Below are 25604 nucleotides of genomic sequence, written 5' to 3'. Positions count from 1 at the left end.
CCGAAATTTGCCGCTCGGCGCGGTGAATGCACACACTGTCGTTACAATGGTCATCGGCGGCCGCCTACCGAATAGCGGCGAGTATCCCAGCCGATAACAACGCCAACATTCGACAGACGACGCTTCCGGTGGTGTATGCCCATGCCCATCGGAAATACGCAAGACCGAAAGGGTGTACGTGGCAGCGACAAAGGCAAGCCCGGCAACCGAAGAGCCGGTGAAGCGCACCGCTACCAAGACCCCCGCCAAGAAGGCCCCAGCCAAGCGGGCAGCCAAGAGCGCCGCGGCCAAGACGCCAGGCGCCAAGCCCGCCAAGAAGGCTCCGGCCAAGCGGGCGGCCAAGGCCCCCGGCACCAAGCCGGAGGACGCCGCCACCGACGACCTCGAGGTGACCGACGAACTCGAAGCCGAGCCTGGCGAGGATCTTGACGTCGAAGACACCGATCTGGAACTCGACGATCTCGACACCGACGACGACACCGTCGAGGACGCCGACGACGAGGACGAGGAAGCCGGCGAGGAGGACGCGGTCGAGGGTGCGGCCCCAGCCGCGGCCAAACCCGAGGCGGGCGACGACGACATCGCCGAACCGTCCGAGAAGGACAAGGCGTCCGGTGACTTCGTCTGGGACGAGGAGGAGTCCGAGGCGCTGCGGCAGGCCCGCAAGGATGCCGAGCTCACCGCATCGGCGGACTCGGTGCGTGCCTACCTCAAGCAGATCGGCAAGGTCGCGCTGCTCAACGCCGAGGAAGAAGTCGAGCTCGCCAAACGCATCGAGGCCGGCCTGTTCGCCACGCAGAAACTGGCCGAGCTGGCCGACAAGGGCGAGAAGCTGCCCGTTCAGCAGCGCCGCGACATGCAGTGGATCTGCCGCGACGGCGATCGCGCGAAAAATCATCTGCTGGAGGCGAACCTGCGCCTCGTGGTGTCGCTGGCCAAGCGCTACACCGGCCGCGGCATGGCGTTCCTCGATCTCATCCAGGAAGGCAACCTGGGTCTGATCCGCGCGGTCGAGAAGTTCGACTACACCAAGGGCTACAAGTTCTCCACGTACGCCACCTGGTGGATCCGGCAGGCCATCACCCGCGCGATGGCCGACCAGGCCCGCACCATTCGTATCCCGGTGCACATGGTCGAGGTCATCAACAAGCTGGGCCGTATCCAGCGCGAGCTGCTGCAGGACCTGGGCCGCGAGCCCACTCCCGAGGAACTCGCCAAAGAGATGGACATCACGCCGGAGAAGGTGCTGGAGATCCAGCAGTACGCGCGGGAGCCCATCTCGCTCGACCAGACCATCGGCGATGAGGGCGACAGCCAGCTCGGCGACTTCATCGAGGACAGCGAAGCCGTCGTGGCCGTCGATGCGGTCTCCTTCACGCTGCTGCAGGATCAGCTGCAGTCCGTGCTGGAGACGCTGTCCGAGCGTGAGGCCGGCGTGGTCCGGCTGCGGTTCGGCCTGACCGATGGTCAGCCCCGCACGCTCGACGAGATCGGCCAGGTCTACGGCGTCACGCGGGAGCGCATCCGCCAGATCGAGTCGAAGACCATGTCGAAGCTGCGCCACCCGAGCCGTTCGCAGGTGCTGCGCGACTACCTCGACTGATCATTTTTCGGCCAAACGGCGGATCGGATTCCATCCGGTCCGCCGTTTGCGTTGGTGGATCGTCCTACCGGGCGATGGTCGGTGAGCGCCGGCGCGCGACGCGCTTCGGCCGCCGTCGTTGCGGGCAGGGCCCGTTCGCCGGGACCGAGGTGCCATCGGGGCACTGCTTGGTTTCCGGGCCGCCCTGAGGCGGCGGGCAGATCTCGTCCTGGGCCACAGCGGCGCCGTCCGGGCAGTGCTTCGGCGGGGGCGGCGGATTCGGCACACATGGGCCGTTGGGGGGCGGCTGATTCGACTGCCCCGGCGGGCAGATCTGCGTCTGCGTGCGAAACTCGTTCTCCGGGAAGAAGCTAACGTCCTCGACGCGCCAACCCTCCGGACTTTTCTTCGCCACGACGCGTTCGACCCGCATGGTGATGGACGAGATCAGCTTGCCGTCGGGCGCCGTCGCGGTCAGGGTCAGCATCACGGCACGCTCGACAGTATCCGGTGTGTCCTTCGGATGTTCGCTCGGCACGAGCAGTGCGTCGGCCGTGACTTCCAGTTTCGCGTCCTTCCACTCCTGCACGCGCACGCTGTTGCCGAGTTCGAAACTGAACTCCAGAAGTTCCCCGCCGAGGAGTGGCAGTGCACGGTTGTAACCGTCGAGCGGTGAATCGTCCCGGGCCGGTGACCACGTGAACATGGTCTTCATCGCCTTGAGGATCACTTGCTCCGCCTCGGACAGCGTGGTCTCATCGTTGTCGGTCCCCGTATGCTCCGAGCCCGGCTCCGGTTGGGACCCACCGCAACCGACCGCGACGAGCGACATCGCAGCAAGCACCGCGGCAATGGCCAGCAGGACGCGTCGCTGTCTCATGCCGCCTCCTCGCACACACTCGTGGCCGACCGTGTCCCTCATTGTTCAGCTTGTGCCGGCGCTCGGCGACGGCCGCTCGGGCACTTCTGGCTGACCGAACGGGCAGAACGCGCGCAGGATGGGTGACACGCAGTCAATGCGGAAGCGACACTCACTCAATGCACGTCGCGATGGCGTGTTGTCGAATTCGTTGACGGCGATGAAAGATTCACCATGACAGTCCGGCTCACGATACGCACGCGAATCATGCCGGTCGCGCTTTGCGTGTGTATGGTCACGGTCTTCGTCACGCCGCCGCACCCGGCCTGGGCCGCAGGCGTCTGTGCATCCAACGGCAAGCCGCTCGCCGACGGAACCTTCACGCTGACTTCCCCCTTCGGGCCACGGGGCAGTTCGATGCACCAGGGTGTGGACCTGGCGGCAAGCGAAGGTACCGACATCTTCGCCGCCATGGACGGCACCGTTGCGGCGGCCGGGCCCGCGAGCGGATTCGGCGAGTGGATCGTCGTCGACTCACAAACCCGCACCGGCAAGGTCTCGACCGTCTACGGCCACATGTACTCCGACGGCGTCCTGGTACAGCCGGGCGCGCCGGTCAAAGAAGGACAACACATCGGCGAGGTCGGAAACAATGGCCAATCATCCGGCCCGCACCTGCATTTCGAGTACTGGGAGGGCGGCCGCCTGACCCAGGGGCAGGCGGTCGACCCGTCGTTCGTGTTGAACGGGCCGAGTCTGCCCGCGGACGCGACTGCGGGCCAGCAGGTTTCCGCGGCCGCGGATTGCCAGACCGGAGTACGCAAGCCGGGCGTGGTTCCGCCGGAGTATGTCCCGTGGCTTCTCCGGGCCGGTGCGCTGTGTCCGGGCATCACCGCACCGCTGCTGGCCGCACAATTGGAGGCCGAGAACGGTTTCCGGCACGGGACGAACGCGCCCGTGTCGCCGACCGGTGCCCGGGGGCCGGCGCAGTTCATGCCCGCGACGTGGGCAGTGTGGGGCAAAGATGTCGACGGGAGCGGCCCACCGCCTGATGTGAACAGCATCCCGGACGCCGTGATGGCCCAGGGCGCGCTGATGTGCGAGAACTACAAGCTCTGCGCGGACGGGATAAAAAGCGGTTCGATCGTCGGTGACCCGGTTGCGCTCGCACTGGCGGCGTACAACGCGGGTTTCGGGGCAGTGCAGAGAAACCGCGGCATGCCGTCCGGTGGCGACTACACCATCCAGACCCAGCCATACGTGTACACGATCATGCAACGCGCAAGGGCGTTCGAGGCCTCACCGTCGTTCGGCGGGGCTCCGCAGATTCCGGGTTCAGCCGGTCCTGCGAAGGGCAACCAGGCGATCGTCGATGCCGCCACCAAGTTCAAAGGCAAGAAATGGGTCTGGGGCGGCGGCAGTTTCGACGGTCCGACCCGTGACGGTTTCGACAGCGCGGGCCTGGCGTTCTTCGCCGTCAATCGGGGCACTGACGGCAAGATCGTGCTGCCGCGCACCACAGACGAGCAATGGAGCTTCGGCAAAGAGGTTCCGCTGGACCAGGTTCAGCCTGGCGATCTGGTGTTCAGTGGCTGGGGCATCGGGAAGACTCGCCTGGGCGGCATTCTCGGCGACGCCCGGGTGCGCCCGTCGCATGTCGGGATCGCAATCGGCAACGGCCAGATGGTTCACGCCGACTTGGATCGAGGAGTCGTGACAGCCGACTTCTATCCCGGATCGCGCGCTCGGCGGATGACATGAAAACCCAAGTTCTCGCAAGTGCTTTCGCCGCGATGCTGGCCGCGTTCCCGGCGTCTGGGTGCGCATTGGATCCGTTGCCGGTCGCAACCCCCGCCGACGTCGACCGCAGCGACCCCGATCAGGTCATCGCGAATGCCATGCAGACCATGTTCACGTGGAACCCGACTCGCGACGCGTCCCCCAACGCCGCCTATGAGCGCGCGGCGATCTACCTTTCGGACGATCTGGCGAAACAAGCCGACAGCGCAGCCGAGCCCCGCCCGGGGTCGCAGTGGGATCAGTGGCGCCTCGACAACGCCACTGTCGCTGCGCAGGCATACTTCGTCGTCGACGAAACACCGCCCAACTCCGCCGACGAGATGCACCGGGTTGTCGTGATCGTCCAGTCCGCGATGACCGAGGACCGCAGGTTGATCGATGAGATCCGTCATACCGCATGGATTACCGCCACGAACTCGGACGACGGCTGGCGGGTGACCAGCATTGAATTCTGAGGTTGGCCGTCGCCGATGGGAGGTGCCTAGTGGAGGAGGGTAAGCCATTCGGCCGCTACCGGCTGATCGAATCGCTGGGCGGCGGCGGCATGGGCAAGGTGTGGCGAGCGTTCGACACGGTGACGAATCGGATGGTCGCTGTGAAGGTTCTCTCGGCACACCTCGCCTCTGATCCTGCGTTCGAACAGCGTTTCCGCCGCGAGGCGTTCGCGGCGGCCGGACTCAACAACCCGCACGTGATCCCCATTCACACGTTCGGCGAGATCGAGGGGCGGCTGTATGTGGACATGCGGCTGATCGAAGGCCGCGACCTCCAGAGCGTGATCGCCCAGGACGGTCCATTGGAGCCGGCACGTGCGGTGCGGATCATCGGTGAAGTCGCCAAGGCGCTCCATGCGGCGCACCGAATCGGGTTGGTGCACCGGGATGTCAAGCCATCCAACATCTTGCTCGACGAAGACGACTTCGCCTACCTGATCGACTTCGGGATCGCGCGGGCCGCCGGGGAGACCGGATTGACGACGACCGGCGCTGTGATCGGCACATGGCAATACATGGCGCCGGAACGGTTGGGGGTGTCCGATGTGGACGCCCGCTCGGACATCTACGCGTTGGCCTGCGTGTTGTACGAAACTCTCACCGGCCGCAGGCCGTTCCCCGGCGAGAGTGTGGAAAGCCAAGTGGCCGGCCACCTTACGGCGCCTCCGCCACGGCCCTCGACCACCAACCCGGGCGTGCCGTCCGAGTTCGATGCAGTGATCGCCACCGGGATGGCCAAAGACCCCGACAAGCGGTACCCGACGACGGTGGACTTGGCGCGTGCCGCCCAGGGCGCCATCACGACCCCGATGACACGACCGTTGCCCGAGCCGCCGCTGCCGCCCACCGAGTCCGGCCCGTTTCGCGTGCCCCCGACGGAACGCAGCGGGCCGCACAGCCTGCCCCGCCACCTCGACCCGGCGGCGGCCACCCACAAGCGCCCGCCCACCGACCCCAATCGCCCGGGACCGCAGCCCCTTCCGAACATCCCGGCGGAAGCCGCGCCGCGCCAGTCGCGGGAAGGCAAGCCCGCAGGCGTGTCGGCCGCCATCGCCCAGGGCCTGGCAGGCGTCCGGAGACGCTGGCAGACAAACACCTGGTTCGCCAGCGCCCTCATCATCGGCGTGATCCTCATCGGCGGCCTGATCGTGTTCACCGTCGTTCAGAGCTCGAAGTCGTCGAACACATCGACGCCGGCGGCAACCAGCTCGGCTCCCGCGACGTCTGATCAGGATGCGGGCCCCAATGAGACGATCGCCGACTACATCGCCAACAACAACATCCAGGAAACGACGGTCACCCGCGGCACACCGGGTGCGCCGACGATCGACCTACCGGTTCCCGAGGGCTGGACACCGATTCCCGAAGGGGCCGATGCCCTGTACGGCGGGATCGTGGCCAAAGCGCCGACCGATCCAAACGATCCACCCAAGATCATCGCGACCGTCGTGAAGCTGACCGGCGATGCCGATCCGTACAAGCTCCTTGCCGTCGCGCCCGGCGAGGTCAGGAATTTGCCAGGTTACAAAGGCGGAGACGGTCAAGTGAGCACCCTGGCCGGCTTTCCCGCATCCAGGCTCGGCGGCTCGTACACCAAGAACGGCGTGACGCGAATGATCGCCCAGAACACGGTGGTCATCGAGAACGCGAGCGGCTTCTATGTCCTGCAGCTCAATGCCGAGGGGCCGGAGGCCGACGCCGACGCGTTGAAGGCTGCGACCGGCGTCATCGTCCAGAAAACCGGGATCAAGCCGTGATCTGCGCAGAAACGACCCCCGCGCACGCGGACAGCGTTCAGAAATTCGAGTATGGCGCTACTCGTGTCGGCGTTGTCGCTGGCAGGCACACTTTCGACATGTCGCCCCTCGGCGGTATCGCGCAGCCGTGTCACGCCTCCGTGCCGGCTGCTCACACCGTCGCGAGCCCAGCCCGATCAAAGGAGTAGCCATGGACGCCGAAGTCGACGACGAATTCGCGCCGGGCAAGGCACTGCTATTTCCGCCGTGGTCCCGGCGCCTCGGCACTGCGGCTGCTTTCGCGGCGTTGATCGCCGGTGTGGCAAGCGTCGTCTCCGATCCGGGCGAGCCGGGAACCATGCCCCGCGACCTCACCGGGGCGAGCGCCGGATCGTCGAGATTCTCACTCATTGTGACGAGCGAATGGTGGGAACCGCCGCCACCGCCCCCGCCCCCGGCGGCCGCGCCCCCACCGGAGCCCGCTCCGGCCCCCGCACCTCGGCGTGCGGTACCCCGCCCGGCGCCGCAGCCCGCTCCCGCTCCCGCGCCACCGCCGGCGCCGCCGCCTCCTCCACCACCGGGACTCGTGTTCAGGTTCGACCAACCGGGGACGGCCACCGTGGCGATCACCAACAGCGACAAGCCGGTGGGTTGCATGTTCACGTCCGTTGCGGTGGCGGGCACCGCAACGGCGATCGGCTACCGGCGGGATTATCCCTTCACCGTGGCCGGTTCGGCGGAGACGCGGATCGCTCCCGACGGACCCGCGACCGGCTCGACATTCCGCGTCACCGTGAATTGCGACAACGGCCTGTCGAGCACAATCGACACGGTCTACTGAGTGGAGTCAGCTGCTCGATCAGACGCCGAATAGTCAACGCGGACAGAATCACTCGCTCCCTTACACGCGAGCGTGTCCGACCGTGACGCATGTTCGAGAGCCCGTTGAGCGTTTGTTGAGAAATCCGCCGATCGGTGTTGAGCCAGCGTTGATGCCCTTCCGGATACTCATCTGCAACTGACCGCCCGCCCGAAGGGGAAACTGCCATGCAGCGCCGAGTGTCCACCTATGTCTACGCCGACGATCCCATCCTGCAGGCTGGGGTGATCAGCCAGTTGCGGATGCGCCCCGAGGTCGATGTTGTCGAAGCCGGTGAGCTGGCCGGTGTCGACGTCGGCATCGCCGTGGCCGATGCCCTCGACGATGAGACCACCCGAATCCTGCGGTCACTCAAGAAAGCCGGAGTTGCCCACACCGTCCTGGTGATGAGCGCGATCGACGACAGCACCGTCGTGAGCGCCGCCGAAGTCGGCGTGAGCGGGCTGTTGCGCCGGGGAGAGGCCACGCCGGATCTGCTCGTGCGCACGATCCAGAAGGTCGCGGCCGGCGAGGGCGTCATCCCCGCTGACCTGTTGGGCAATCTCCTGGGTCAGGTCGGACGGCTTCAGCGCCAAGTACTTTCGCCACGCGGATTGACGTTCACGGGCCTTTCAGACCGCGAGATCCAAGTGCTGCGGTTGATCGCCGACGGCCATGACACGAACGAGATCGCCCGACAGCTCTGCTACAGCCAGCGCACGGTGAAGAACGTTCTGCACGATGTCACGACCCGGCTGCAGCTGCGCAACCGCTCCCACGCCGTCGCGTACGCGGTACGCGAAGGTCTCATCTGACGCGAGCGGCAGCCGACACATGGACGAGTGGCCGCCCGATCCGCGCGACGAGACACGGCGCGTCGGGCGGAGCCTGCCGCCGCCCGATCAGGCATGGTCGGACGTGCCGCCCGAGGACATGGCACCGACCCGGTACGCGGTGCCGTACGAACACGACAGGCACACGTACCAGGACGGTTTCGCCGCGGACGGGCCCGCTCCCCTGCCCTGGTACCGACGGCCCGGAGTGCTCTTCACGGCGGCCGCCATCGCAGCAACGATCGCTGTCGTGACATTGTTCGTAACCGTCGGCGGCGACGGGGAAACGTCGGTTCCGACCACGGTGACGCAGACTCAAACGGCTACACCGACGGTGGAAGTCACAACAACCCCAGAAGATTCCGCCGATTCCGGGACCGGGAGCGGGAGCGGGTCCGGTTCCGGGAGTGGGTCCGGGTCCGGAAGTGGATCGAAAGTCTGCGAAGACGGCAGTACCGTCGCGGCAGATGCGCAGTGTCCCTTGGTCTCGTCCTGTCCGGACGGCACGGTTGCATCCGGTGCCGACTGTCTCAAAGTCCAGACTTGCGAGGACGGCACGACCGCCACCGCTCCCGCGACCTGTGAGCCGCCGGTCCAGTGCGCGGACGGCACCACCGTGCCGAGCGGGCAGAGCTGTCCGGAAATCCCGTGCCCCGACGGGTCCACCGTCCCGAACGGGCAGACCTGCCCGTCGCCGAAACCGCCTCCACCGCCTCCGCCGGTTACCTGTCCCGACGGCAGCACCGCGCCGACACCGGCGGACTGCCCGCCACCAGTGCCCTGAGCCCTGCCCCTTGGGGCAGAAACCAATGCCTTCCCAACGGAACACACGCTCGTACGCCGACAACTGACTCCACGGAACGATAGGCAAGTGATACCTGAAGTCGATCACGCGCTGCGCACCCTGATCGAGCGCGAAGCCGTCGACCCGACCGAGGTCGACGTGGAATTCGATGCGCCGACCAAAGATTGGGCCAGCCGGCGCAACGCCCCCACTGTCGGCGTCTATCTGTACGACATCCGTGAGGATCTGCGGCGTCGCGAACGTGGCCTGCTCAACGAGTACGACGGCAATCGGGTGACTGCGCGCCATCTTCCCCCGCGGTACTTCAAACTGTCCTATCTCGTCGCCGCCTGGACTCAGCGACCCGAGGACGAGCACCGTCTGCTGGCTGCCCTGCTGAGCTGTTTTCTGCGGTACGAGGCACTTCCCGCCGAGGTCCTCACCGGTTCGATTGCGGCGCTAGGGCTTCCGGTCCCGGTCTCGGTAGCGCTCCCGCCACCCGAGGACCGTTCGTTCGCCGACGTGTGGACCGCGCTGGGCGGCGAATTGAAGCCCTCACTCGACATCGTCGTCACGGCTCCCACCGATACGGGCCGCTCGTTCGCTGCCGGGCCTCCGGTGGAACGCCCACCGCGGCTGCACACGAACCGAATGGACGCTTCGGCGGCTCAGGAATCCGCACAGCGCCGGGCCGTCGGCGACCCGGCATTCGGCCAGGAACCCCCGTCGGGCGCGGTGCGGGTCCGCAAGCGTCAGCGCAGGCAATAGGACCGCATATGGACATGCCTCTGGACAGCACTCGCTACCTGCTCGGCCGGGCAATGCTGGTGGAGGAACGCGTGCGCACCCTGGTCGCGCACCGCCGCGGCCACGATCCCGCGCCCGATGATCCGTTCCGGGGGTTGTACCTCAGCGACGATGTCGTCGATGCGCTGCTCTCACCCAGCCCCGCACCGCCGCCCGTCAACGAGTCTCTCCGCGGCGCACTGGAGGAACGCGCCGACACCGCTGAGGCCGCCGGGATAGAACTCCGTTTGCGGGTGCTGGCCCGCTCGGCCGGTCTGTGCGACCTGGAGGTGGAGTTCCTCATCATCTGCCAGTTGCCCGATCTCGACACTCGTTTCGAGAAGCTGTACGGCTACCTCAACGACGATGTCACTCGCCGCCGCGCGACCGTCGGCCTGGCACTGGAGCTGTCGGATCTTTCTCCACTCGATGCGGCGGCACGCGCGATGCTGGCCCCGGGTTCGGCCCTCGTGGACAACTCGCTGGTGGTGATCGACGACGCCGACCGGCCGTTTCTGACGCGGTCCATGCGAGTGCCGGACCGTGTGACCGCCTATCTGCTCGGCGATGACACGCCCGACGCCGCCTTGTCCGGCATCTTGGTCGAACCTCAGGGCCATCATTGCGCGCAATCACGAGAACTGGCACAGGCATTCAAGTCGGGCGTGCGATTGTGCTACCTACGCGAGACCGTGAACGATTCGGGTGCGGCGGTCGCCACCGACGCGCTCGGCGCGGCTGGACAGACTGTCATGGTCTGTGACGCAGCACGATTGGTAGCCAACGGCGACGTGCACGACACCATCGCCGTGTTGGGCCGCGAAGCACTGCTGCGCGGCGCCGCACTCGTGGTCTCCCCGATCGATGCGCTCGGGCCCGATACCGCCGACATCGTCTTCCGGCTGGCCAGGATGCCGGTGTCGGTCGTCCTCACCGGTACGTCCGCCTGGGACCCCAACTGGTCGGACCGCGTACCGCTGATCGCCGAGGCCGCGAGAATCACGGTCGGTGAACGCAGCGAGCTCTGGCGACGTGAACTCGGACCACTCGCCGAGTCTGTCGACGTCGCGGATATCGCGGCCCAGTACGTGTTCGGCCCTCGTCAGGTGTCTGCGGCGATCACGGCTGCCGAAGCGCTGGCCCGCTCCAACGGCAGCATGCCCAGCGACCACGACCTGCGCCGCGGCGCACGCTCCCAGAACGCAGCCGGTCTGGAACACCTCGCCAGGCGCATCGAGCCGGGCGTTTCGTGGCGCGATCTCGTACTGCCGGACAAGACGCTCAAACAACTGCGGGACTTGACAACCCGGGCACGCACGCGCGAGATCGTGCTGTCGGAGTGGCGGATGCGCCCGGGTGGCGGACGCGGGACCGGGGTCACCGCACTGTTCGCCGGGGACTCCGGCACCGGGAAGACGATGGCTGCCGAAGTCATCGCGGGCGATCTCGGTCTGGATCTCTACACCGTCAACCTCGCGACGGTCGTCGACAAGTACATCGGGGAGACGGAGAAGAACCTCGAACGGATCTTCACCGAAGCGTCACGGGTGAGCGCGGTGTTGTTGTTCGACGAAGCGGACGCGATATTCGGCAAACGCAGCGAGGTGCGCGACGCGCACGACCGTTACGCCAACATCGAAAGCGCCTACCTGCTACAGCGAATGGAGACGTTCGACGGCCTGGCCGTACTCGCCACAAACCTGCGGGCCAACCTCGACGATGCCTTCACGCGACGGCTCGACATGGTCGTCGACTTTCCGCTCCCGGACGAGTCGGCGCGACTTGCGCTGTGGCAGCACTGCCTGGCCGCACCGGTTCCCACCCGCGGCGACCTCGAGCTGGAGAGTTTCGCCGCCTCATTTCCGTTGTCGGGCGGGAACATTCGATCGGCAGCGATCACGGCCGCCTACCTGGCGGCCGAAACTGGCTCGGCCATCGGCTCCGACCATATCGGCGCAGCCATCCATCAGGAGTACCGGAAACTCGGCCGGCTACTACCCACCCACGAGCGCGGCGAGAATGCGAAGGGGACCGCCAATGACTGAGCATCACTGCGAGCAGTGCGGCGCCGAGAATGCCGCCGACGCACAGTTCTGCACCAAGTGCGACTTCTACCTGGGGTGGGACGCCGGGGTGGCGTCACTCGACGGCGCGCCGCTGACCGCGTCGGTGCCCATTGTGCGCGAGACGCACAGCCAGAAGTTTCCCGCCGTGTCACGCGACCAGCTCCGGCGCACGTCGCCACCGCCCACCCCCAGGCGCCCACCCGCGGCGAATCGGCAACCCGCGGAAGCACCGACCGTCACGGTCGACAGTCCCGACGTCGAACTCGACCCACACACCGGAGGCACGGTCGACGTCCGCATCCGCAACCGGTCGTCGATCGTGGACGGTTACACCGTCGTCGCGCCGCGAGCCCCGGAATGGCTCGAGATCAAACATCCGGAGATCCGGGTACTCACCGACGAAGAAAATGTCACCACGGTTTCGTTGACCATCCGGGACGGCTTCGACGTCTACGTGCAACGCTTCCGGCTTCACATCCAGATCTGTTCGGTCGAAGATCCGGGCAAACGGGCCGATGCCGAGCTCGTCGTCACGGTGCCGCGGATCGGCGGGCCGATCACGATGACGGCAGAACCCCAGGTAGTCCGACTGCGTGACCAGACCAGTGGCCGGTTCCGGCTACGGCTTGACAACAGCGGAAGCAACTACCCCCAACGGTATTCACTCACGGGTGCCGACCCGGAGAGTGTGGTGCGATTCGGGTTCCGTCCCGGTACCGTCGAGGTGCCGCCACGACGATTCATCTTCGTCGATGTCCGATTCGATGCGCCGCCAATCGATTACGGACAACAGGCACCTCGATCACTCAAGCTGACCGCGGCCAGTGACCAGGGGCTGGTCGAAACGATCGTCAACGTCGTTCAGGAACGATCCCAAGCCCCGGCAGACAGCCCCGTCCGACTGCGGTTGGAACGTACCGTGACCCGCATCCGTGACACCACATCGGCAGAAATCGCCATACTCGTCGACAACCGGCGGGGCAGTAAGGACCGGCGGCTGATTTTCGCCGGCCGCGATCCGGAAGGTGTGGTGCGCTTTTCCTTCTCCCAACCGAAGCTGTACGTGCGGGCCGGTGAGCAAGCCCGCATCTTGGCCAGCGTGCAGGCGCCGCTGCCCCATCCAGGTGAGGAAGTCGAGCGCCCCATCATGGTGCTCTGCAACGACGGGACGGACGAGAGCGAGGCCACCGGGTCTCTCGTGCAGACCGCGAGCACCTCTCCGATCACCACGGCGCAGCTGCGTTTGGAGCCCGAACACGTATCAGTCCGCAACCGCCGCCGAGCCCGGTTCCGCGTGACTTTGGACAACACCAAAGGCGCTCTGCCCCTGAGCGCCTGGCTGTCCGGTACCGACCCGGAAGCGGCTCTGCGCTTCACCTTCACGCCGTCACGCCTCGACATCCCGCCAGGGACCATCGCGACTGCGGCACTCCGGGTCTGGGGCAATCTGCCCGGATCCGGGAAAGAAGTGTCTCGGGAGTTCACCGTTCGCGCCGAAGACGGCACCAGCGCCGTCGAGGACCAAGGCCGCTTCACCCAGTCCATGTCAGAGATCCTGCCGCTGATCCGGCTGGCCGCCACCCTGCTGGGCGGGCTCATCATGGTGCTCGGCGCGTTCCGGCCCTGGTTTCTGAGTGGAAGAAACTATGCCGCCAGTGAATTGGGTCGGTTACAGGACATCTTCGACGACAAAGGGCAGATAGCTCCGACGAACGTCGAGACGTGGATGATGGTGAGTCAGCCCGTGACCCGCGCGATCATTCTCGTGCTGGCCGGGGTGATGCTCCTCGGAATCCTCAGCGCCTCAGGACGCTATACGATCGTGTCGGGATTTCTCGCGGGCGCATCGATAGTGCTTTACGTCGTGTTCGCGATGAGCAGGCTGCAATCGGGTGGTATCGCGTACGGTGTGCCGTTGGTGGTGGTCGGAGCGATAATCGGGATCATCGGCGGGTTCTGCATCAAACGCAGTACGGCGTGAGCCGGGTGTCCTGTGCGGTATGTTAGCTCGCGACGATATCGGCCACACCCGGCTTCATGACGTCGCTCAGGTTGTCCCAGGGGATGGTCAACTCGACGATGCCGGCCGCCATCGGACCGACGACACCTTGCTCGAAAAACACTCGCATACCGGAGGATTCGGCTGACCACCGCCCGAAGACCTCCTCGGTCGGCTCCAAACCGGAGGTATCGAAGCTGTCACCCAAGTCGGTGTTGGGCCCCAACGTCTCCGACTCCTCCTGTAACCGGGCCAATCCTTCGTCGAGGTCATTGAACAGCGACGACAAGGTGATCAGGCTGCCGCTCTCAGAGTCGACCACCACCGTGCTGGCCAACGGCATCGTATGCGCCTTGGCCAGGTCGACGGCCGCGGTCCGCAGCACGCCACTGAGTACCCGCTCGCCGATCCGCACCTCGCTACCGGGACGGCCCTCCAGGCTTCCACCCGTCACCGAGTCGGCCTGAGCCTGCAGCGCGGTATCCATCTCGTCGTTGAAGACCGTGGCCACCTCGGGATTGCCGCCCTCTACACGAGGCACCTCGACATCGACGAAAACCGTGCCGAGGAACCGCTGCACCTGCTCGGTTGCCGCGGTGAAAGGTGGCTGCTCAGTGGGTGTCTCCGAGCTTCCCCCGGCGCCGGCATCTCCGCCGCCGGAGCCTCCGCCACCACCCGTATCACCACCTGAGCCCCCACCTGAGGCATCGCCCGACCCGCCGCCGCCCGAGCCGTCCGTTTCTGGCGTGCTCGCGATGCTGCCGGACACCGAGGTCGGCGACGTGATCGACGCCGATTTCGAGTTGGGATCCCACCACACCGACCGCACCGCGTAGATCGCGACGATGACGAGGACGATGGCACCCGCGGCCGCCACCAGAATCCGCCCACCACTGAACAGCACGGGATACCCCCTCAGAACTCGATACTGGTGACGCGCCAACCGTTGTTCGACCGCTTCGCCGTCACCCACGCGGTGTGGCGTATCTCGTCGATCAGCCGGTTGTCCAACGTCGCGACCGACTGCACCACCACAACCACGCGGTGGGTGACATCGGTTGAGTTCGGTGGTGTTTCGTCGGCCAGGAAATACACCTTGGCGGTCACGTTCGCACCATCAGAACGCCATTGATCCCACTGCGATCCCGGGCCCGGTGTGGTCGTCTGCTCGCCCTGCTCGGCAAGGTCGCCGGAGAGGTAAGCCGCTGCCCGCCGGTAGGCCGCGTCCGGGGACTCGTCCTGGGTCGGGCGCCAGGTGAACATCGTGGTCAGTGCATCGGCGATCACCTGGTCAGGGTCGCTGAGGTCGACGCTGGCCGCCTGGTCTATCGGCAGCGGATCCAACCTGCAGCCGGTGACCGGTCCGATGACGACGATGATCAGGCAGATAACGGCGGCAACAATAGTTTTCATGACACGCGCCGCGCCTTCGACTCCGGGTAGAACTCGGCGACGACCACACCGCGAGCCGGGTCGGCGTGGATCATCTCGCCGTTTCCGAGAGCGATCCCGACGTGAGACGGCCGGTCATGCCGGTCCCAGCCGCTGAAGACCAAGTCGCCGGGCTGCACCTCGGCCAATGGAATCTCCTTGCCCACGTTCCACTGTTCGTCGGCGGTGCGCGGCAATATTTCCTTGCCGCCGGTACCGCGCACGACGGCGTAGTAGGTCAACCCGGAACTGTCGAACCCATCGCGCGTCGGGCCGTCGACTCCGCCGCCGCCCCACACCCACTTCTTGCCCTTGAACTCGGTTGCGGCGTCGACGATCGTCGTCGGTCCGCCGGTAACCGGCACCGACTCGGGCGGCATGCCACCAAGGCCGGGACTTGCCTCGAATGCCTTGGCGCGCTGCATGATCTTGTAGACGTAAGGCTGCGTCTGGGTGGTGTACTCACCTCCCGACGGCATACCGCCGTTCCGCTGTACCGCCCCGAATCCAGCGTTGTACGCGGCCAATGAGAGGGCCACCGGATCACCGGCCAGCGAGCCGTTCGAGACTCCCGCCGAGCACAATCGGTAGTTCTCACACATCAACGCGCCCTGCGACATCACCGCGTCGGCGATGCTGTTCACATCTGGCGGCGGACCACTGTTGTCATAGTCCTTACCCCATGTCTTCCAGGTGCCGGGCATGAACTGCGCGGGCCCTTTGGCCCCGGTCGACGAGACGGGTGCCGTCGGGCCGTGCCGGAATCCGTTCTCGGCCTCCAGTTGCGCGGCGAGCAGCGGGGCGGTGATGCCCTGGCACATCGCACCGGCCTTGAGCAGCCAGGGGACGAACGCAGGCGGTACCAGACCCGGCTTGAGCACCCCGGTCCGGCAATCGGCGGCAGCCGAAGCCTGTTGTGCGGTCGACTGATTCGCCGACGTCCCTTGACCGTTCACGATGAACGCCGGATCCACGGCCTGGCCGTGGCTTAGCCGCCCACCCTCCCAATACTCGAAATGCAGATGCGTGCCCGTGGATTGGCCGTTGTTGCCCATGTCGGCGATGTGGTCACCGGCTCGGACCGCCGCCCCCTGGCGCACCAGCACCCCGTCGGGGTACATGTGGCCGTAGACCGTGGACACCAGGCCGGTGCGGGTTTGCGAGTCGATCACGATCCACTGGCCGAAGCCGCTGGCCGGTCCGGCGGCAGCCACCGTACCGTCCATCGCCGCGAAGATGTCGGTACCGTCACTGCCCGCAAGATCGACACCCTGGTGAATCGAGTTGCCGCGTGGCCCGAAACCCGACGTGGTGGTGTACGTGCCGTCTGCCAATGGTTTTCCGTTGCGCGCACACACCCCTGCCGCCCAGGCCGGTGGCGCCGGTGTGATGAGCATGGCCGCGACGCTCACACACAGCGCGATCAGGAAAGCTCTCCTGGAAACCGTGAAGAGGGCTGTCATCATTCATCTTTCGTCGCGGCATCGGCAGTACGGAGATACGCCTGCACTGAGCAGTGTCCCGCCGCACACAACGGTTCGTCATCGCCCGCAGGACGGGTTTGCCCGATCGGTCAGCGAGTACTGCCCTACCAGCCGACGACGAACGCACCAACGGACGTCGCGGCGACTCGGTCCAGACCGAACAATGATGGGACAGCACACATACCGGTGCGAGGAGACGGCATGGGACGCCACCCGGATTGTCGGCACCGCCGACGGCACCCGGATTGCCGGCACCGCCGACGGCGACGCGGCCAGGCCCTTCTTGCCGCGCTGCTTGCTGCCGCGGTGTTCGTGGTCGCGGCCTGCGGCCCGTCCGGCAACGCCCCGGAGCCGACCGGTACGGACGCTGACGAGACCGCTCCCGCCGAAGCCCAGGATGCGATCGTCAACGGCCTCGAGACGATGTTCACCTGGTACCCCGCGCGGGACTCGTCGACGCTGGACGCCTATAACCGCGCGTTGCCGTATTTCGGGCCGGAACTTCGGGCGGGCAAGGACACGCTCGAACGCGGCAACAGCGTGTGGTGGCAGGACTGGAAGGCCAAGAAGGCCGAGGTCACCGCCGATGCGCTGCTGGTTGCCGGCGAACACCCGGCGGACAAGCCAGATACCGTGCAGCGCGCCGTCGTGGTGACCCAAACTGTCAAGACGCCGGACGGCAAAGAGCTCGAAACCAATACGATGCGCATCGAGCGGGTGGTCGCCAAGAAGAACCCCGAGGGATGGCGTGTCGAAGAGATCTCGTTCTTCCCCGTCAACGAATTCCGCACGCCGGTCTGTCCGCCGGGACAATCCCATCAACCGCCTCCCGATGGCCCATGCGCGCCGAATCCTCCTCCGCCACCGAAACAATGCCCGGATGGCACCACCGTGGCACCCGATCAGATGTGTCCCGAGCCGAGGATCGGGCCACGCACCAAGCAGTGCCCGGACGGCAGCACGGTGGCGGCCGATGCCACATGCCCCACCACGGGTCCGAAGGTGACATCGCCACAACCAGAGCCGTGCCCAGAGGGACAAGTCCGCGACGCCAACGGCACGTGCCAACCGGAGCCCTGCCCTGAAGGCCAGGTGCGCGGCAGCGACGGCACCTGCCAACCCGAACCATGCCCCGACGGTCAGGTACGCGGCAGCGACGGCACCTGCGGCTGCCCCGCCGGAACCGAGCTCTACAACGGCACCTGCGTCTCCCCCTGCCCCGAAGGGCAAGTCCGCGGAAGCGACGGCACCTGCGGCTGCCCCGCCGGAACCGAGCTCTACAACGGCACCTGCGTCTCCCCCTGCCCCGAAGGGCAAGTCCGGGGCAGTGGCGGCACGTGCGGCTGCCCCGCCGGAACCGAGCTCTACAACGGCAGTTGTGTGAGCCCGTGCCCGTCGGGCCAAGTGCGCGGCGCCGGCGGAACCTGCGGCTGCCCCGCGGGGACCGAACTCTACAACGGCAGTTGCGTGAGCCCATGTCCGGGAATCAGCAGTCGCAACGCCAGCGGCACGTGCGTATGTCCGCCGGGCTACACCGGCACACCCGAAACCGGGTGCGGCAGCTATGTCGGGGCCGGGCCGCCGCCACCTGCACCGCGCGTCGAGCAGGTGAGTTTCGAAGTGTCGATGTCGATGCCCTGTCCCTATTTTGTGGCCACGCAACGGAAGGCATTTGTGGGACGGGTCATGGCTCAGCCGGGCCTTGGTTCTTGAGCATCCGGGCGTGTCGCGGCAAGCGGACGTAGTTCCTCTTGAAAGTGCGCTATCACCGGCGATATCACACTTCTGGGCAACTAGTCCTTGCAGTCGAGATCGATCGGCTTGTTGAACGGATCGATTGCGGCGGACAGTGTTTCGGCATCGGCGTGGCGCTTCGCCTCCTCCTTGTCGTGGATCTCCTGCAGATGCTCCTGCAGCGCCGTAGTCCCACAACCGGTGAAGTCGATGCGATGCGTCGTGGTGCCGTCATAGGTTCGGAACCGGCGGGCATGCTCACGCTCATGCGGACCGAGCACGTCCCGCAGGAACGCCCGGACCCGGCGTTCCTGGCACGCGGAGAGGCCGTCGGGGACGTCGGGCATCTTGATCGTCACGTCGGCCTTGTACGTGACGTTGAACGTGCCCACGGCATGTAGGCACGGGTCGTCCTCGGGGCATTCGGTGCAGCTTTTCGCACGTTTCATCGATTTCGGTGTCCACTTCGATGTCCCGCCGTCGAACGCCGCGGTCGTGTCGCCATGTAGGGAGACACTCGGGCCGCCGTTGTGGACGGTTGCAGTCGGCTGGTGTGGACGGGTCAGGAGTTGCACCACTGCCGCGTTACCAGCGGCACGTTGGAGGTCGGTGAGGATCTGCGTACGTTGCGGCGTCGTTGTTGCGCGCTGAATAAGCCGATCCTCAGCTCCCAAGTGACGCGCGGAAGCTATGACAGCAGACCCTGAGTCGCGCCGGAACTTGCGCATTGTGCGCTTCATCGTTCCAGTGGACCTCAATAATGGATGCGAGTCCAGCAGTCGTCGACGAACGGCCACGTTCAAGAAGATCGACGATGGCATCTAACGCTTGGGATCATATCCCCAGACGGGCTTGGTAAGTTGGCTGAGGACGCCTGCCAGCCGGCTCTCAAGTAGTCGTCTCTGGGCTTGGTTGCGTTTGATGAGTTCAGCATCGAGTCCTGCTAACCGCGAATCACTCGCCAAGACCGCAGTGCCGATCCGGTCCCAGATATCCCAAACGCCGAGTTTGACGCCAGAGCTCTGCAACATGGCGAGCGACTCCAGGCTGCTGCGGGGTATTGGCACTCTCACTGTCTTATCTGGCTCTCCTTCCTGCAACTTTCTCTCGAACGCCTTGCCGCCATACACGCTCGTAGCAAGGACGGTGAGGTCCACCCGTCGGCCACGTATTTTGGATTGTTGAAGGCTTTGTAGAACTAGACTGCACTGGTCGCACGGAGTCCGGTTGAGTTTCAAGGTGATAGGCACGGTCGAACTGGGCGGATATTTCGCTGGATCGACCCAGCGATCCAGGTTTGCACGGACATCACGGTCAAAATGCCACTCAGCGTGTTGCCCGCTGGTGCTTTTGTAGCGCCTACTCTGGTCGGGGCAATTTGCAAAGGCGTGCGTTTCTTTCGAGAACACGTCCAACGCGATCTGCAGATCAGGAAGTGGCGGATTGGTCAAGTGGCTCATTACCTCTTCTAGCGAGGACTGTTGGTTAGGTTTGTCGGACACTGCGGCCCGCGTGGGCGCGGTAGCCCGCTGTACCTGACCGTGGACAGCCCAATGCCCTCCCTGCTGGATAGGCTCCAGAACGCCGAGCCCGTAACGGACACGTACTGCGTTGAGCATCGGGCGCAACACCTTGTCTCCAACGGGTCTGCCCGCGAATCGGTTGGCAGCCGAGACGCCTGCGGCCATGCCCTTGTCTAGCCGCTTTTGTCTTCCCTCTGCGGAGTCGTCGCCACCGAAGACCTTCGCCTTGACCTTCGTCCCGACACCCTTGACCCACGCCTTGCCCGCGGCGACCTTCGCCTTGACCTTGCCGCCAATTCCTTTGAGGCCGCGGATGATCGGTCCGGCGAGTTTCAGCCCGGTCTTGATGACGAAGTCGATCGCCTTGTTGACGGGCTTCTGCAGTTTGCCGATGATCTCGCGGATCTTCTGCCCGATGCCGCCGATGCCGATGACGCTGGCGAGGAAGCCGATCAGGATCGGCACCATCTGCCCGAGAACGTCCTCGATCTTGGCGACGACGCCACCGACGTTGCCCTTGACGATGTCGACGGCCGAGTCGATCACCGTGTTGACGAACTTCATGATCCGCTCGGCGTTGTTGACGAAGAACATGATGACGTCGTAGATCAGCTTGCAGGCCTTGATGAATGCCGCGGCGGGGTTGAGCAGACCGATCAGCCACGTGATGCCCGCGGTGATGATCCGGGTGATCACGAAGTCCTTGACCTGTTCGAGGATCATCTCCTTGATGTCGCCGAGCTTGTCGACGAGCATCTGCCACAGTCCGGCGACACCTGCCGTGGCGATCGTGCGGAAGATCTCCACACCCTTCTCGATCGCGGCCATCGCCGGCTCACCGATCTGTTTGACCAGCCGGTTGCGGATGTTGCGCCACGTCAGGCCGAACAGCGACGCGAGAAGTTTGATGATGCCCTGCAGGTCGAACTTGTCGGGCAGCTCGACGCCGCCCTCGGCCAGGGCACCGAACAGCCACGTCATCAGTCCCTTGCGGAGGTGTTCGAGGATGTTGTCCTTGAACCGCATGATGCCGCCCTTGACGCCGGCAACCAGGTTGCCCAGGAAGCGGACCGGGGCCTTGATGATGTCGCCGACCACACTCGAAACCCGCGCCAGGGTGTCCATCAGCATCGCGGCGAGCTTGCGGATCGTGTTGATGACGGCCTTGATCGCGCCGATCGCCTTGTCGACCAGTCCCTTGTTCTCGGCCTGCAATTCCTCGATGCGTTCGTCGAGGCCCTTGCGGGCGTCGACGTACTTGGTCGCAAGGGTGTCGACGACGGCGTCCTGCTTGGATTTGACGTCGTCTTCGAGTTGCTCGAAGCGGTCGTTGATCTCCTTGGATGCCTCGGCGCCGACTTTCTGCAGATTGGCCGGCAGACTCTTGACGTACGAGGCGATCTCGGCCTTGCCGGTCGCGATCCGCTTCTTCGCCGCGTTGAGATCGTTGCCGACGATGTCGGCCACGTCGGAGATGACCTTGTCCATCTGCTTGAGGTACAGCTCGCGGCCGGCCTCGTAGAACTTGTTGACCTTGTCGGGCATGCCGACCAATTTGTCCTTGGCCCAACGCAATCCGCCGAGCCAACCGCTGTAGCGGTCCTTCTTGTATGCCGACATCTTGGCCGAGACGTAGCTCTCGAAGATCTTGCGGGCGTCGGCTTCGCCGGTTTCGAACGCTTTCTCGACCTTCGGGTCGATGCCGTCCAGGATCTTCTTCACGTCGGCTTCGGTCGCGGCGAAGATGGATTGGACGCGGGCGGTGACCTCGGCGCGCTTCGCCTCGTCCTTCGACTTCGTCTTGCCCTTGTCGGCAACGAGCTTGGCCAGCGCGGCGGCCTTCGAGCCCTGCATGCCGGTTACACCGGCCTTCGTCTCGGCGGCGGCTTCGGTCTTCGACTGAGCGATGACGTCGGCCTCCTGTTTGCGGAACGCGCCCGGAGCCGTATCGGCGTGGGCGGCGGCCTCTCTCTTGTCGGCCAGGGCCTGCTGGAAATCCGGCTCGTTCGACTCGGCGAGCTGCTTCTCGTCGACCTGGGCGTCGGCCATCTCCTGGTTGGCCTGCTGCTTGCCGGCCTCGAGGTTGAGTTGCTCGGGCGGCGCCGCTTTGGGCACCGCGCCTGCCGCCGGGATGGCCGGCGCCGGGCCCTGTTGTTCCGGTCCCATCGGCGTGACCGGTTTCGCGACGGCCTTGGAGGTGTCGGGCGCCGCGGCCGTGGCCGTCTCGATGTCCTTTTCCTGACCCTCCTTACCTTGAGTCACCAGGCCTTTGACATCGCCTTTGACTTCGCCCGCCTTGCCGGACTTCGCGTAGTTGTCGGCTTCGCTCAACGTCTTCGGCGATTTGGCCTCGATCGCCGCCTTCACCGCCGCGATGAACGCCTTCTTGTCGAACGACCCAGCCTGCTGGGCGTCCATCGTGTCGACCTTGGCGGCTTTGGCCTGACCCGCGATGTCGTCGGTCGGGGCGAGCGCGGCATCCTGTGCTTCCTTGGCTTTGGCGGCCGCCGGTGGATGCGCACGCTTCTCCTTGGCGAAGGACTTCACATTCGCGGTCACGGCCGAAAACGCCGGATCCTGACCCGGTTTGACGGATTTCGGCGGCACCGGCGGTTGCAACAGTTGATCAGCAGACAACGCCGCGGAACCCGATGCGCCGGTACCCGCGGCAGCCGTCGGTGTCGCCGCCGGTCGGGCACCACCACCCCCGCCCGTCCGCTTGGCGGGCTTGGCCGCGGCCTTACCGAGGGGACTCTTGGCCGGCACGGGCTTGGGCGGGGGCACCGGCTTCTTTGGCGCCACCGCCGCAGGCCCGAATCCCGTCGTGGTGACCGCGAGCGCCGACGGTGGCGGTTTCGGTCCTTCGAGTTCGACGGGCACGCCGACCGCTTTGGCGGCCTTGAGGCCTTTCTCGACCGTGTCGATCGCGGGCTCATCACGGCGCATTTCCCTGAGCGCGGCGTCGATTTCGTCCTTGCCAGGAGCCCGGAGCTTACCCATCAGCAGCGCGTTCACCGCGGCATTCCCAGCCGCACGCTGCAGCGCCGCGAGACCGGCCGCACCGCCGTTGGGTCGCGCCGGCCCGGCTCTCCTACGGCCCTCCGTCAGTGCGTCATTGACCGGCCGTGCGGCCCGAGCCGGCTCCGTCATTTCCGATACGCCGACTCTGCTCAGGCCGATTCTTCTTCGGCTTCTTCGTCCTGGCGTTGCACGAAGGTCTGCGCCGTCTCTTCTTCCTCGGCAGGCTCCTCCTGGCGCTGGACCGCGGCGTCGTCGGCAGCCCTTTGCACACCCGCGGGTACAGCGGCGACCGGCGACGGCGACGGGCCGGCCATCACGCGGTCTGCGTTCGCCACGGCCTCCCGCTCGAAGCGGTCCGACGGATCGCTGATCTTGACGCCCCCGCCCGCGTCGGTGCCGTCGACGGGCCCGCTGCGCTGCTGAACGACATGCGTCAGCTCGTGGGCGATCATGTGCTTGCCGGCGTCCGAGGCCGGATCGTACTTCCCGCTCTGGAAGACGATGTCAGATCCGACCGTGTACGCCTGGGCGTTCACCGATTTGGCCGATTCGTGGGCCGCGCCGTCACTGTGCACGCGGACGTCACCGAAGTCATGGCCGAACCGGCCCTCCATATCCGTCCGCAGATCGGCCGGAAGCGGCGAACCGCCCGAACCGATCACGTTGTGCACCGGCGAGCGGTCCTCGTCCATCAAAGCCGACGCGCCGGAGTTGCCCGCCACGCGCTGCAACCCGGCGACCCCGGCCGGGCCCGCAGCGTCGAGCCTGCCCGACAGGGCTGCCCGGATGGCCATCGCCGATTCCGGCTCCTCCAGCCGAGATGCCTTCGGACGCAACTCCGATGCGTGCGTGTGATCGCTGTCGTGGGTTCGCATGCTGCCCCGCTTCCCTTGCGTCTGTACATCAACGATCCGGTGTGCGCGTGGTGGTTGGCAAGGCGCGCGGGCGGGACTGCCTCAAAGTGCACGAAGCGGTGCCCACGCGGCAGTCCCCGCGCTCCTCGTCTCGCCCGTCGAACCAGCGCACGATCGTGGCCAGCCCATCGAGACCACCGAGGAGGCGCAATGCCGACGTATCTGTCGCCGGGTGTCTATGTCGAGGAAACCGACTCCGGCTCAAGGCCTATCGAAGGCGTGGGCACCGCTGTTGCGGCGTTCATCGGCCTTGCCGAGAAAGGTCCGTTCAACAAGCCCACGCTGATCAGCAACTGGACCCAATACAAGAAGACCTTCGGCGACACCATCGAAGGCGCGTGCCTGGCCGAGTCCGTCGCGGCGTACTTCCAGAACGGCGGTGGCAATTCGTACATCGTCCGGATCGGGGACGGCGAAGGCGAAAACGGTTCGGCCGGTGGCCAACCCCAGCTGGAAGCGACTCCGCAGGCCGTGCTGGCCAACTACCGTATTCTTGCGCTCGACCCGAGCACGCCTCCCGACCGGTTGCGTGTCGAGATCAGCAATTTCCACAACGAGGGCGAGGAACAGCCCAGCGGCGTCAAGCTCGTCGTGCATCGCGACGGCCAGGTCGTCGAGGAGTTTCCCAACGTCACCACGGCCCGCGGTAAGAACAACGTCGCCACCGTCGTGAACGCCGCGTCGCAGACGGTGAAGGTCGAGCAGATCCCCGGCAAGCCGGCCGAAGACCTGCACGCAGGTATGCAGATCGCGTTGGCCGCACCCGAGGACGTCGCGGTGGCGACTGCGCCCGAGCGGCTCAGCAGCGACGACTACGTCGGCAACGTCGAAGAACGCAGCGGTGTCGCGGGTCTGGAGACCATCGACGAGATCACCATGGTCTGCATGCCGGATCTGCTGACCGCGTACCAGCGCGGCGCGATCGATCTGGACACCGTGCAATCGGTGCAGACGGCGATGATCGCGCACTGCGAGTTGATGGGTGACCGGATGGCGATCCTGGACCCGCCTCCTGGCCTCAACGCCCAGCAGATCAAAGAATGGCGAGTGGACAAGGCACGCTACGACTCCAAGTTCGCGGCACTGTACTGGCCGTGGGTCACCACCGGCGGCGGCAAGTACCTGCCGCCCTCCGGGTTCGTGGCCGGGATCTGGGGCCGCAACGACGACACGCGGGGCGTGCACAAAGCTCCCGCCAACGAAATCGTCCGCGGTGCAATCGATGTCGAGAATTCGATCACCCGCCGCGAACACGATCTGTTGAACCCGGTCGGTATCAACTGCATTCGCGCGTTTCCCGGTCGTGGCATTCGAGTCTGGGGCGCACGCACGCTGTCTTCGGACCCGGCCTGGCGGTATATCAACATCCGGCGCCTGTTCAACTACCTCGAGGAGTCGATTCTCACCAGCACCGACTGGGTGGTGTTCGAACCGAACGACTACTCGCTGTGGGCCAAGATCCGCCGCACCATCAGCGCGTTCCTGGTCAACGAATGGCGTAAAGGCGCGCTCTTCGGGCTGACTCCCGACGAGGCCTTCTACGTCAAGTGCGACGACGAGACCAACCCTGCCGAAGGCATCGACGCCGGTGAAGTGGTGTGCGAGATCGGTGTCGCGCCAGTCAAACCCGCGGAGTTCGTGATTTTCCGCCTCTCGCAGTATTCCGGCGGAACCAGCCTGGTCGCCGAGTAAGCCACAC

The 25604-nt window shown here is 65.8% G+C and carries 19 protein-coding genes; 11 read left to right on the top strand and 8 right to left on the bottom strand.

The features are described from left to right. The first annotated feature begins 178 nt into the window (after positions 1-178). Entirely contained in the window at positions 179-1603 is a 1425-nt protein-coding gene (locus tag ACRCUN_RS13945; protein WP_462142225.1) for an RNA polymerase sigma factor, read from the top strand. A gap of 64 nt (positions 1604-1667) precedes the next feature. On the opposite strand, the gene ACRCUN_RS13940 is transcribed toward ACRCUN_RS13945, so the two are convergent. Beyond that, the gene (locus tag ACRCUN_RS13940) at positions 1668-2462 is read right to left on the bottom strand and encodes a hypothetical protein (protein WP_462142224.1); all 795 of its coding nucleotides are present in this window, start codon (positions 2460-2462) and stop codon (positions 1668-1670) included. Between the two features lie 246 nt (positions 2463-2708). Here ACRCUN_RS13940 and ACRCUN_RS13935 point away from each other — a divergent pair, with 246 nt between their 5' ends. From ACRCUN_RS13935 to ACRCUN_RS13915, 5 genes are all read left to right on the top strand, one after another. After that, on the top strand, positions 2709-4202 hold the full coding sequence (locus ACRCUN_RS13935) for a peptidoglycan DD-metalloendopeptidase family protein (protein ID WP_462142223.1): 1494 nt from the start codon (positions 2709-2711) through the stop codon (positions 4200-4202). Beyond that, entirely contained in the window at positions 4199-4696 is a 498-nt protein-coding gene (locus ACRCUN_RS13930; protein WP_462142222.1) for a hypothetical protein, read from the top strand. The genes ACRCUN_RS13935 and ACRCUN_RS13930 overlap by 4 nt, the downstream gene beginning before the upstream one ends. An 89-nt stretch (positions 4697-4785) precedes the next feature. Next, positions 4786-6492, top strand: a complete 1707-nt coding sequence (locus ACRCUN_RS13925; protein WP_462142366.1) for an LpqN/LpqT family lipoprotein — start codon at positions 4786-4788, stop codon at positions 6490-6492. A 190-nt stretch (positions 6493-6682) separates the two neighbouring features. Further along, positions 6683-7312 carry a hypothetical protein gene (locus ACRCUN_RS13920; RefSeq protein WP_462142221.1) on the top strand — a complete coding sequence of 210 codons (630 nt, stop codon included), beginning with the start codon at positions 6683-6685 and terminating at the stop codon, positions 7310-7312. A gap of 206 nt (positions 7313-7518) precedes the next feature. After that, positions 7519-8145, top strand: coding sequence for a response regulator transcription factor (locus ACRCUN_RS13915; RefSeq protein ID WP_462142220.1), 627 nt, complete (start codon positions 7519-7521; stop codon positions 8143-8145). Between the two features lie 87 nt (positions 8146-8232). Here ACRCUN_RS13915 and ACRCUN_RS13910 read toward each other — a convergent pair whose 3' ends face one another. Continuing rightward, positions 8233-8394 carry a hypothetical protein gene (locus ACRCUN_RS13910; protein WP_462142219.1) on the bottom strand — a complete coding sequence of 54 codons (162 nt, stop codon included), beginning with the start codon at positions 8392-8394 and terminating at the stop codon, positions 8233-8235. 640 nt (positions 8395-9034) lie between these two features. On the opposite strand from ACRCUN_RS13910, the gene ACRCUN_RS13905 reads away from it, so the two are divergent. Genes ACRCUN_RS13905 through ACRCUN_RS13895 form a run of 3 tightly spaced genes read left to right on the top strand, consistent with a single transcriptional unit; the run spans position 9035 to position 13780 of the window. Continuing rightward, entirely contained in the window at positions 9035-9715 is a 681-nt protein-coding gene (locus ACRCUN_RS13905; RefSeq protein WP_462142218.1) for a Pvc16 family protein, read from the top strand. 8 nt (positions 9716-9723) lie between these two features. Beyond that, entirely contained in the window at positions 9724-11778 is a 2055-nt protein-coding gene (locus ACRCUN_RS13900) for an ATP-binding protein (RefSeq protein ID WP_462142217.1), read from the top strand. Next, positions 11771-13780, top strand: a complete 2010-nt coding sequence (locus ACRCUN_RS13895; RefSeq protein ID WP_462142216.1) for a hypothetical protein — start codon at positions 11771-11773, stop codon at positions 13778-13780. The genes ACRCUN_RS13900 and ACRCUN_RS13895 overlap by 8 nt, the downstream gene beginning before the upstream one ends. Before the next feature lie 22 nt (positions 13781-13802). Here the strand turns inward: ACRCUN_RS13895 and ACRCUN_RS13890 are convergent, their stop codons facing one another. Genes ACRCUN_RS13890 through ACRCUN_RS13880 form a run of 3 tightly spaced genes read right to left on the bottom strand, consistent with a single transcriptional unit; the run spans position 13803 to position 16692 of the window. Continuing rightward, complete coding sequence (locus tag ACRCUN_RS13890; protein ID WP_462142215.1) at positions 13803-14702, bottom strand: RsiV family protein; 900 nt, start codon at positions 14700-14702, stop codon at positions 13803-13805. 11 nt (positions 14703-14713) lie between these two features. Beyond that, positions 14714-15211 carry a hypothetical protein gene (locus tag ACRCUN_RS13885; RefSeq protein WP_462142214.1) on the bottom strand — a complete coding sequence of 166 codons (498 nt, stop codon included), beginning with the start codon at positions 15209-15211 and terminating at the stop codon, positions 14714-14716. Further along, complete coding sequence (locus ACRCUN_RS13880; RefSeq protein ID WP_462142213.1) at positions 15208-16692, bottom strand: peptidoglycan DD-metalloendopeptidase family protein; 1485 nt, start codon at positions 16690-16692, stop codon at positions 15208-15210. Before ACRCUN_RS13880 ends, ACRCUN_RS13885 begins: the two co-directional genes overlap by 4 nt. 222 nt (positions 16693-16914) lie before the next feature. Between ACRCUN_RS13880 and ACRCUN_RS13875 the strand changes: the two genes are divergently transcribed. Beyond that, complete coding sequence (locus ACRCUN_RS13875) at positions 16915-18426, top strand: hypothetical protein (protein ID WP_462142212.1); 1512 nt, start codon at positions 16915-16917, stop codon at positions 18424-18426. Positions 18427-18506: 80 nt separating this feature from the next. Here ACRCUN_RS13875 and ACRCUN_RS13870 read toward each other — a convergent pair whose 3' ends face one another. From ACRCUN_RS13870 to ACRCUN_RS13860, 3 genes are all read right to left on the bottom strand, one after another. Next, positions 18507-18896, bottom strand: a complete 390-nt coding sequence (locus ACRCUN_RS13870) for a hypothetical protein (protein WP_462142211.1) — start codon at positions 18894-18896, stop codon at positions 18507-18509. A 372-nt stretch (positions 18897-19268) separates the two neighbouring features. After that, positions 19269-23120 carry a phage tail protein gene (locus ACRCUN_RS13865; protein WP_462142210.1) on the bottom strand — a complete coding sequence of 1284 codons (3852 nt, stop codon included), beginning with the start codon at positions 23118-23120 and terminating at the stop codon, positions 19269-19271. A 20-nt stretch (positions 23121-23140) separates the two neighbouring features. Then, a complete protein-coding gene (locus tag ACRCUN_RS13860) occupies positions 23141-23866 on the bottom strand; it encodes an eCIS core domain-containing protein (protein WP_462142209.1) in 726 nt (241 codons plus the stop codon). Between the two features lie 189 nt (positions 23867-24055). Between ACRCUN_RS13860 and ACRCUN_RS13855 the strand changes: the two genes are divergently transcribed. Then, a complete protein-coding gene (locus ACRCUN_RS13855) occupies positions 24056-25597 on the top strand; it encodes a phage tail sheath family protein (RefSeq protein ID WP_462142208.1) in 1542 nt (513 codons plus the stop codon). Positions 25598-25604: the final 7 nt, after the last annotated feature.

This window comes from Mycobacterium venezuelense, from assembly GCF_054919535.1.
Note: the sequence above shows the minus strand (reverse complement) of the source record. Positions and strands in the feature narration are given on the sequence as shown.

Bases quoted from the DNA above. Each gene is read 5' to 3' on its own strand.
- ACRCUN_RS13925 (WP_462142366.1), top strand. From the start codon at position 4,786: ATGGGCAAGGTGTGGCGAGCGTTCGACACGGTGACGAATCGGATGGTC.
- ACRCUN_RS13880 (WP_462142213.1), bottom strand. From the start codon at position 16,692: ATGACAGCCCTCTTCACGGTTTCCAGGAGAGCTTTCCTGATCGCGCTG.
- ACRCUN_RS13865 (WP_462142210.1), bottom strand. From the start codon at position 23,120: ATGACGGAGCCGGCTCGGGCCGCACGGCCGGTCAATGACGCACTGACG.
- ACRCUN_RS13875 (WP_462142212.1), top strand. From the start codon at position 16,915: ATGGGACGCCACCCGGATTGTCGGCACCGCCGACGGCACCCGGATTGC.
- ACRCUN_RS13915 (WP_462142220.1), top strand. From the start codon at position 7,519: ATGCAGCGCCGAGTGTCCACCTATGTCTACGCCGACGATCCCATCCTG.
- ACRCUN_RS13900 (WP_462142217.1), top strand. From the start codon at position 9,724: ATGGACATGCCTCTGGACAGCACTCGCTACCTGCTCGGCCGGGCAATG.
- ACRCUN_RS13910 (WP_462142219.1), bottom strand. From the start codon at position 8,394: ATGGCGGCCGCCGTGAAGAGCACTCCGGGCCGTCGGTACCAGGGCAGG.
- ACRCUN_RS13860 (WP_462142209.1), bottom strand. From the start codon at position 23,866: ATGCGAACCCACGACAGCGATCACACGCACGCATCGGAGTTGCGTCCG.
- ACRCUN_RS13855 (WP_462142208.1), top strand. From the start codon at position 24,056: ATGCCGACGTATCTGTCGCCGGGTGTCTATGTCGAGGAAACCGACTCC.
- ACRCUN_RS13930 (WP_462142222.1), top strand. From the start codon at position 4,199: ATGAAAACCCAAGTTCTCGCAAGTGCTTTCGCCGCGATGCTGGCCGCG.
- ACRCUN_RS13940 (WP_462142224.1), bottom strand. From the start codon at position 2,462: ATGAGACAGCGACGCGTCCTGCTGGCCATTGCCGCGGTGCTTGCTGCG.
- ACRCUN_RS13920 (WP_462142221.1), top strand. From the start codon at position 6,683: ATGGACGCCGAAGTCGACGACGAATTCGCGCCGGGCAAGGCACTGCTA.
- ACRCUN_RS13870 (WP_462142211.1), bottom strand. From the start codon at position 18,896: ATGAAACGTGCGAAAAGCTGCACCGAATGCCCCGAGGACGACCCGTGC.
- ACRCUN_RS13935 (WP_462142223.1), top strand. From the start codon at position 2,709: ATGCCGGTCGCGCTTTGCGTGTGTATGGTCACGGTCTTCGTCACGCCG.
- ACRCUN_RS13885 (WP_462142214.1), bottom strand. From the start codon at position 15,211: ATGAAAACTATTGTTGCCGCCGTTATCTGCCTGATCATCGTCGTCATC.
- ACRCUN_RS13895 (WP_462142216.1), top strand. From the start codon at position 11,771: ATGACTGAGCATCACTGCGAGCAGTGCGGCGCCGAGAATGCCGCCGAC.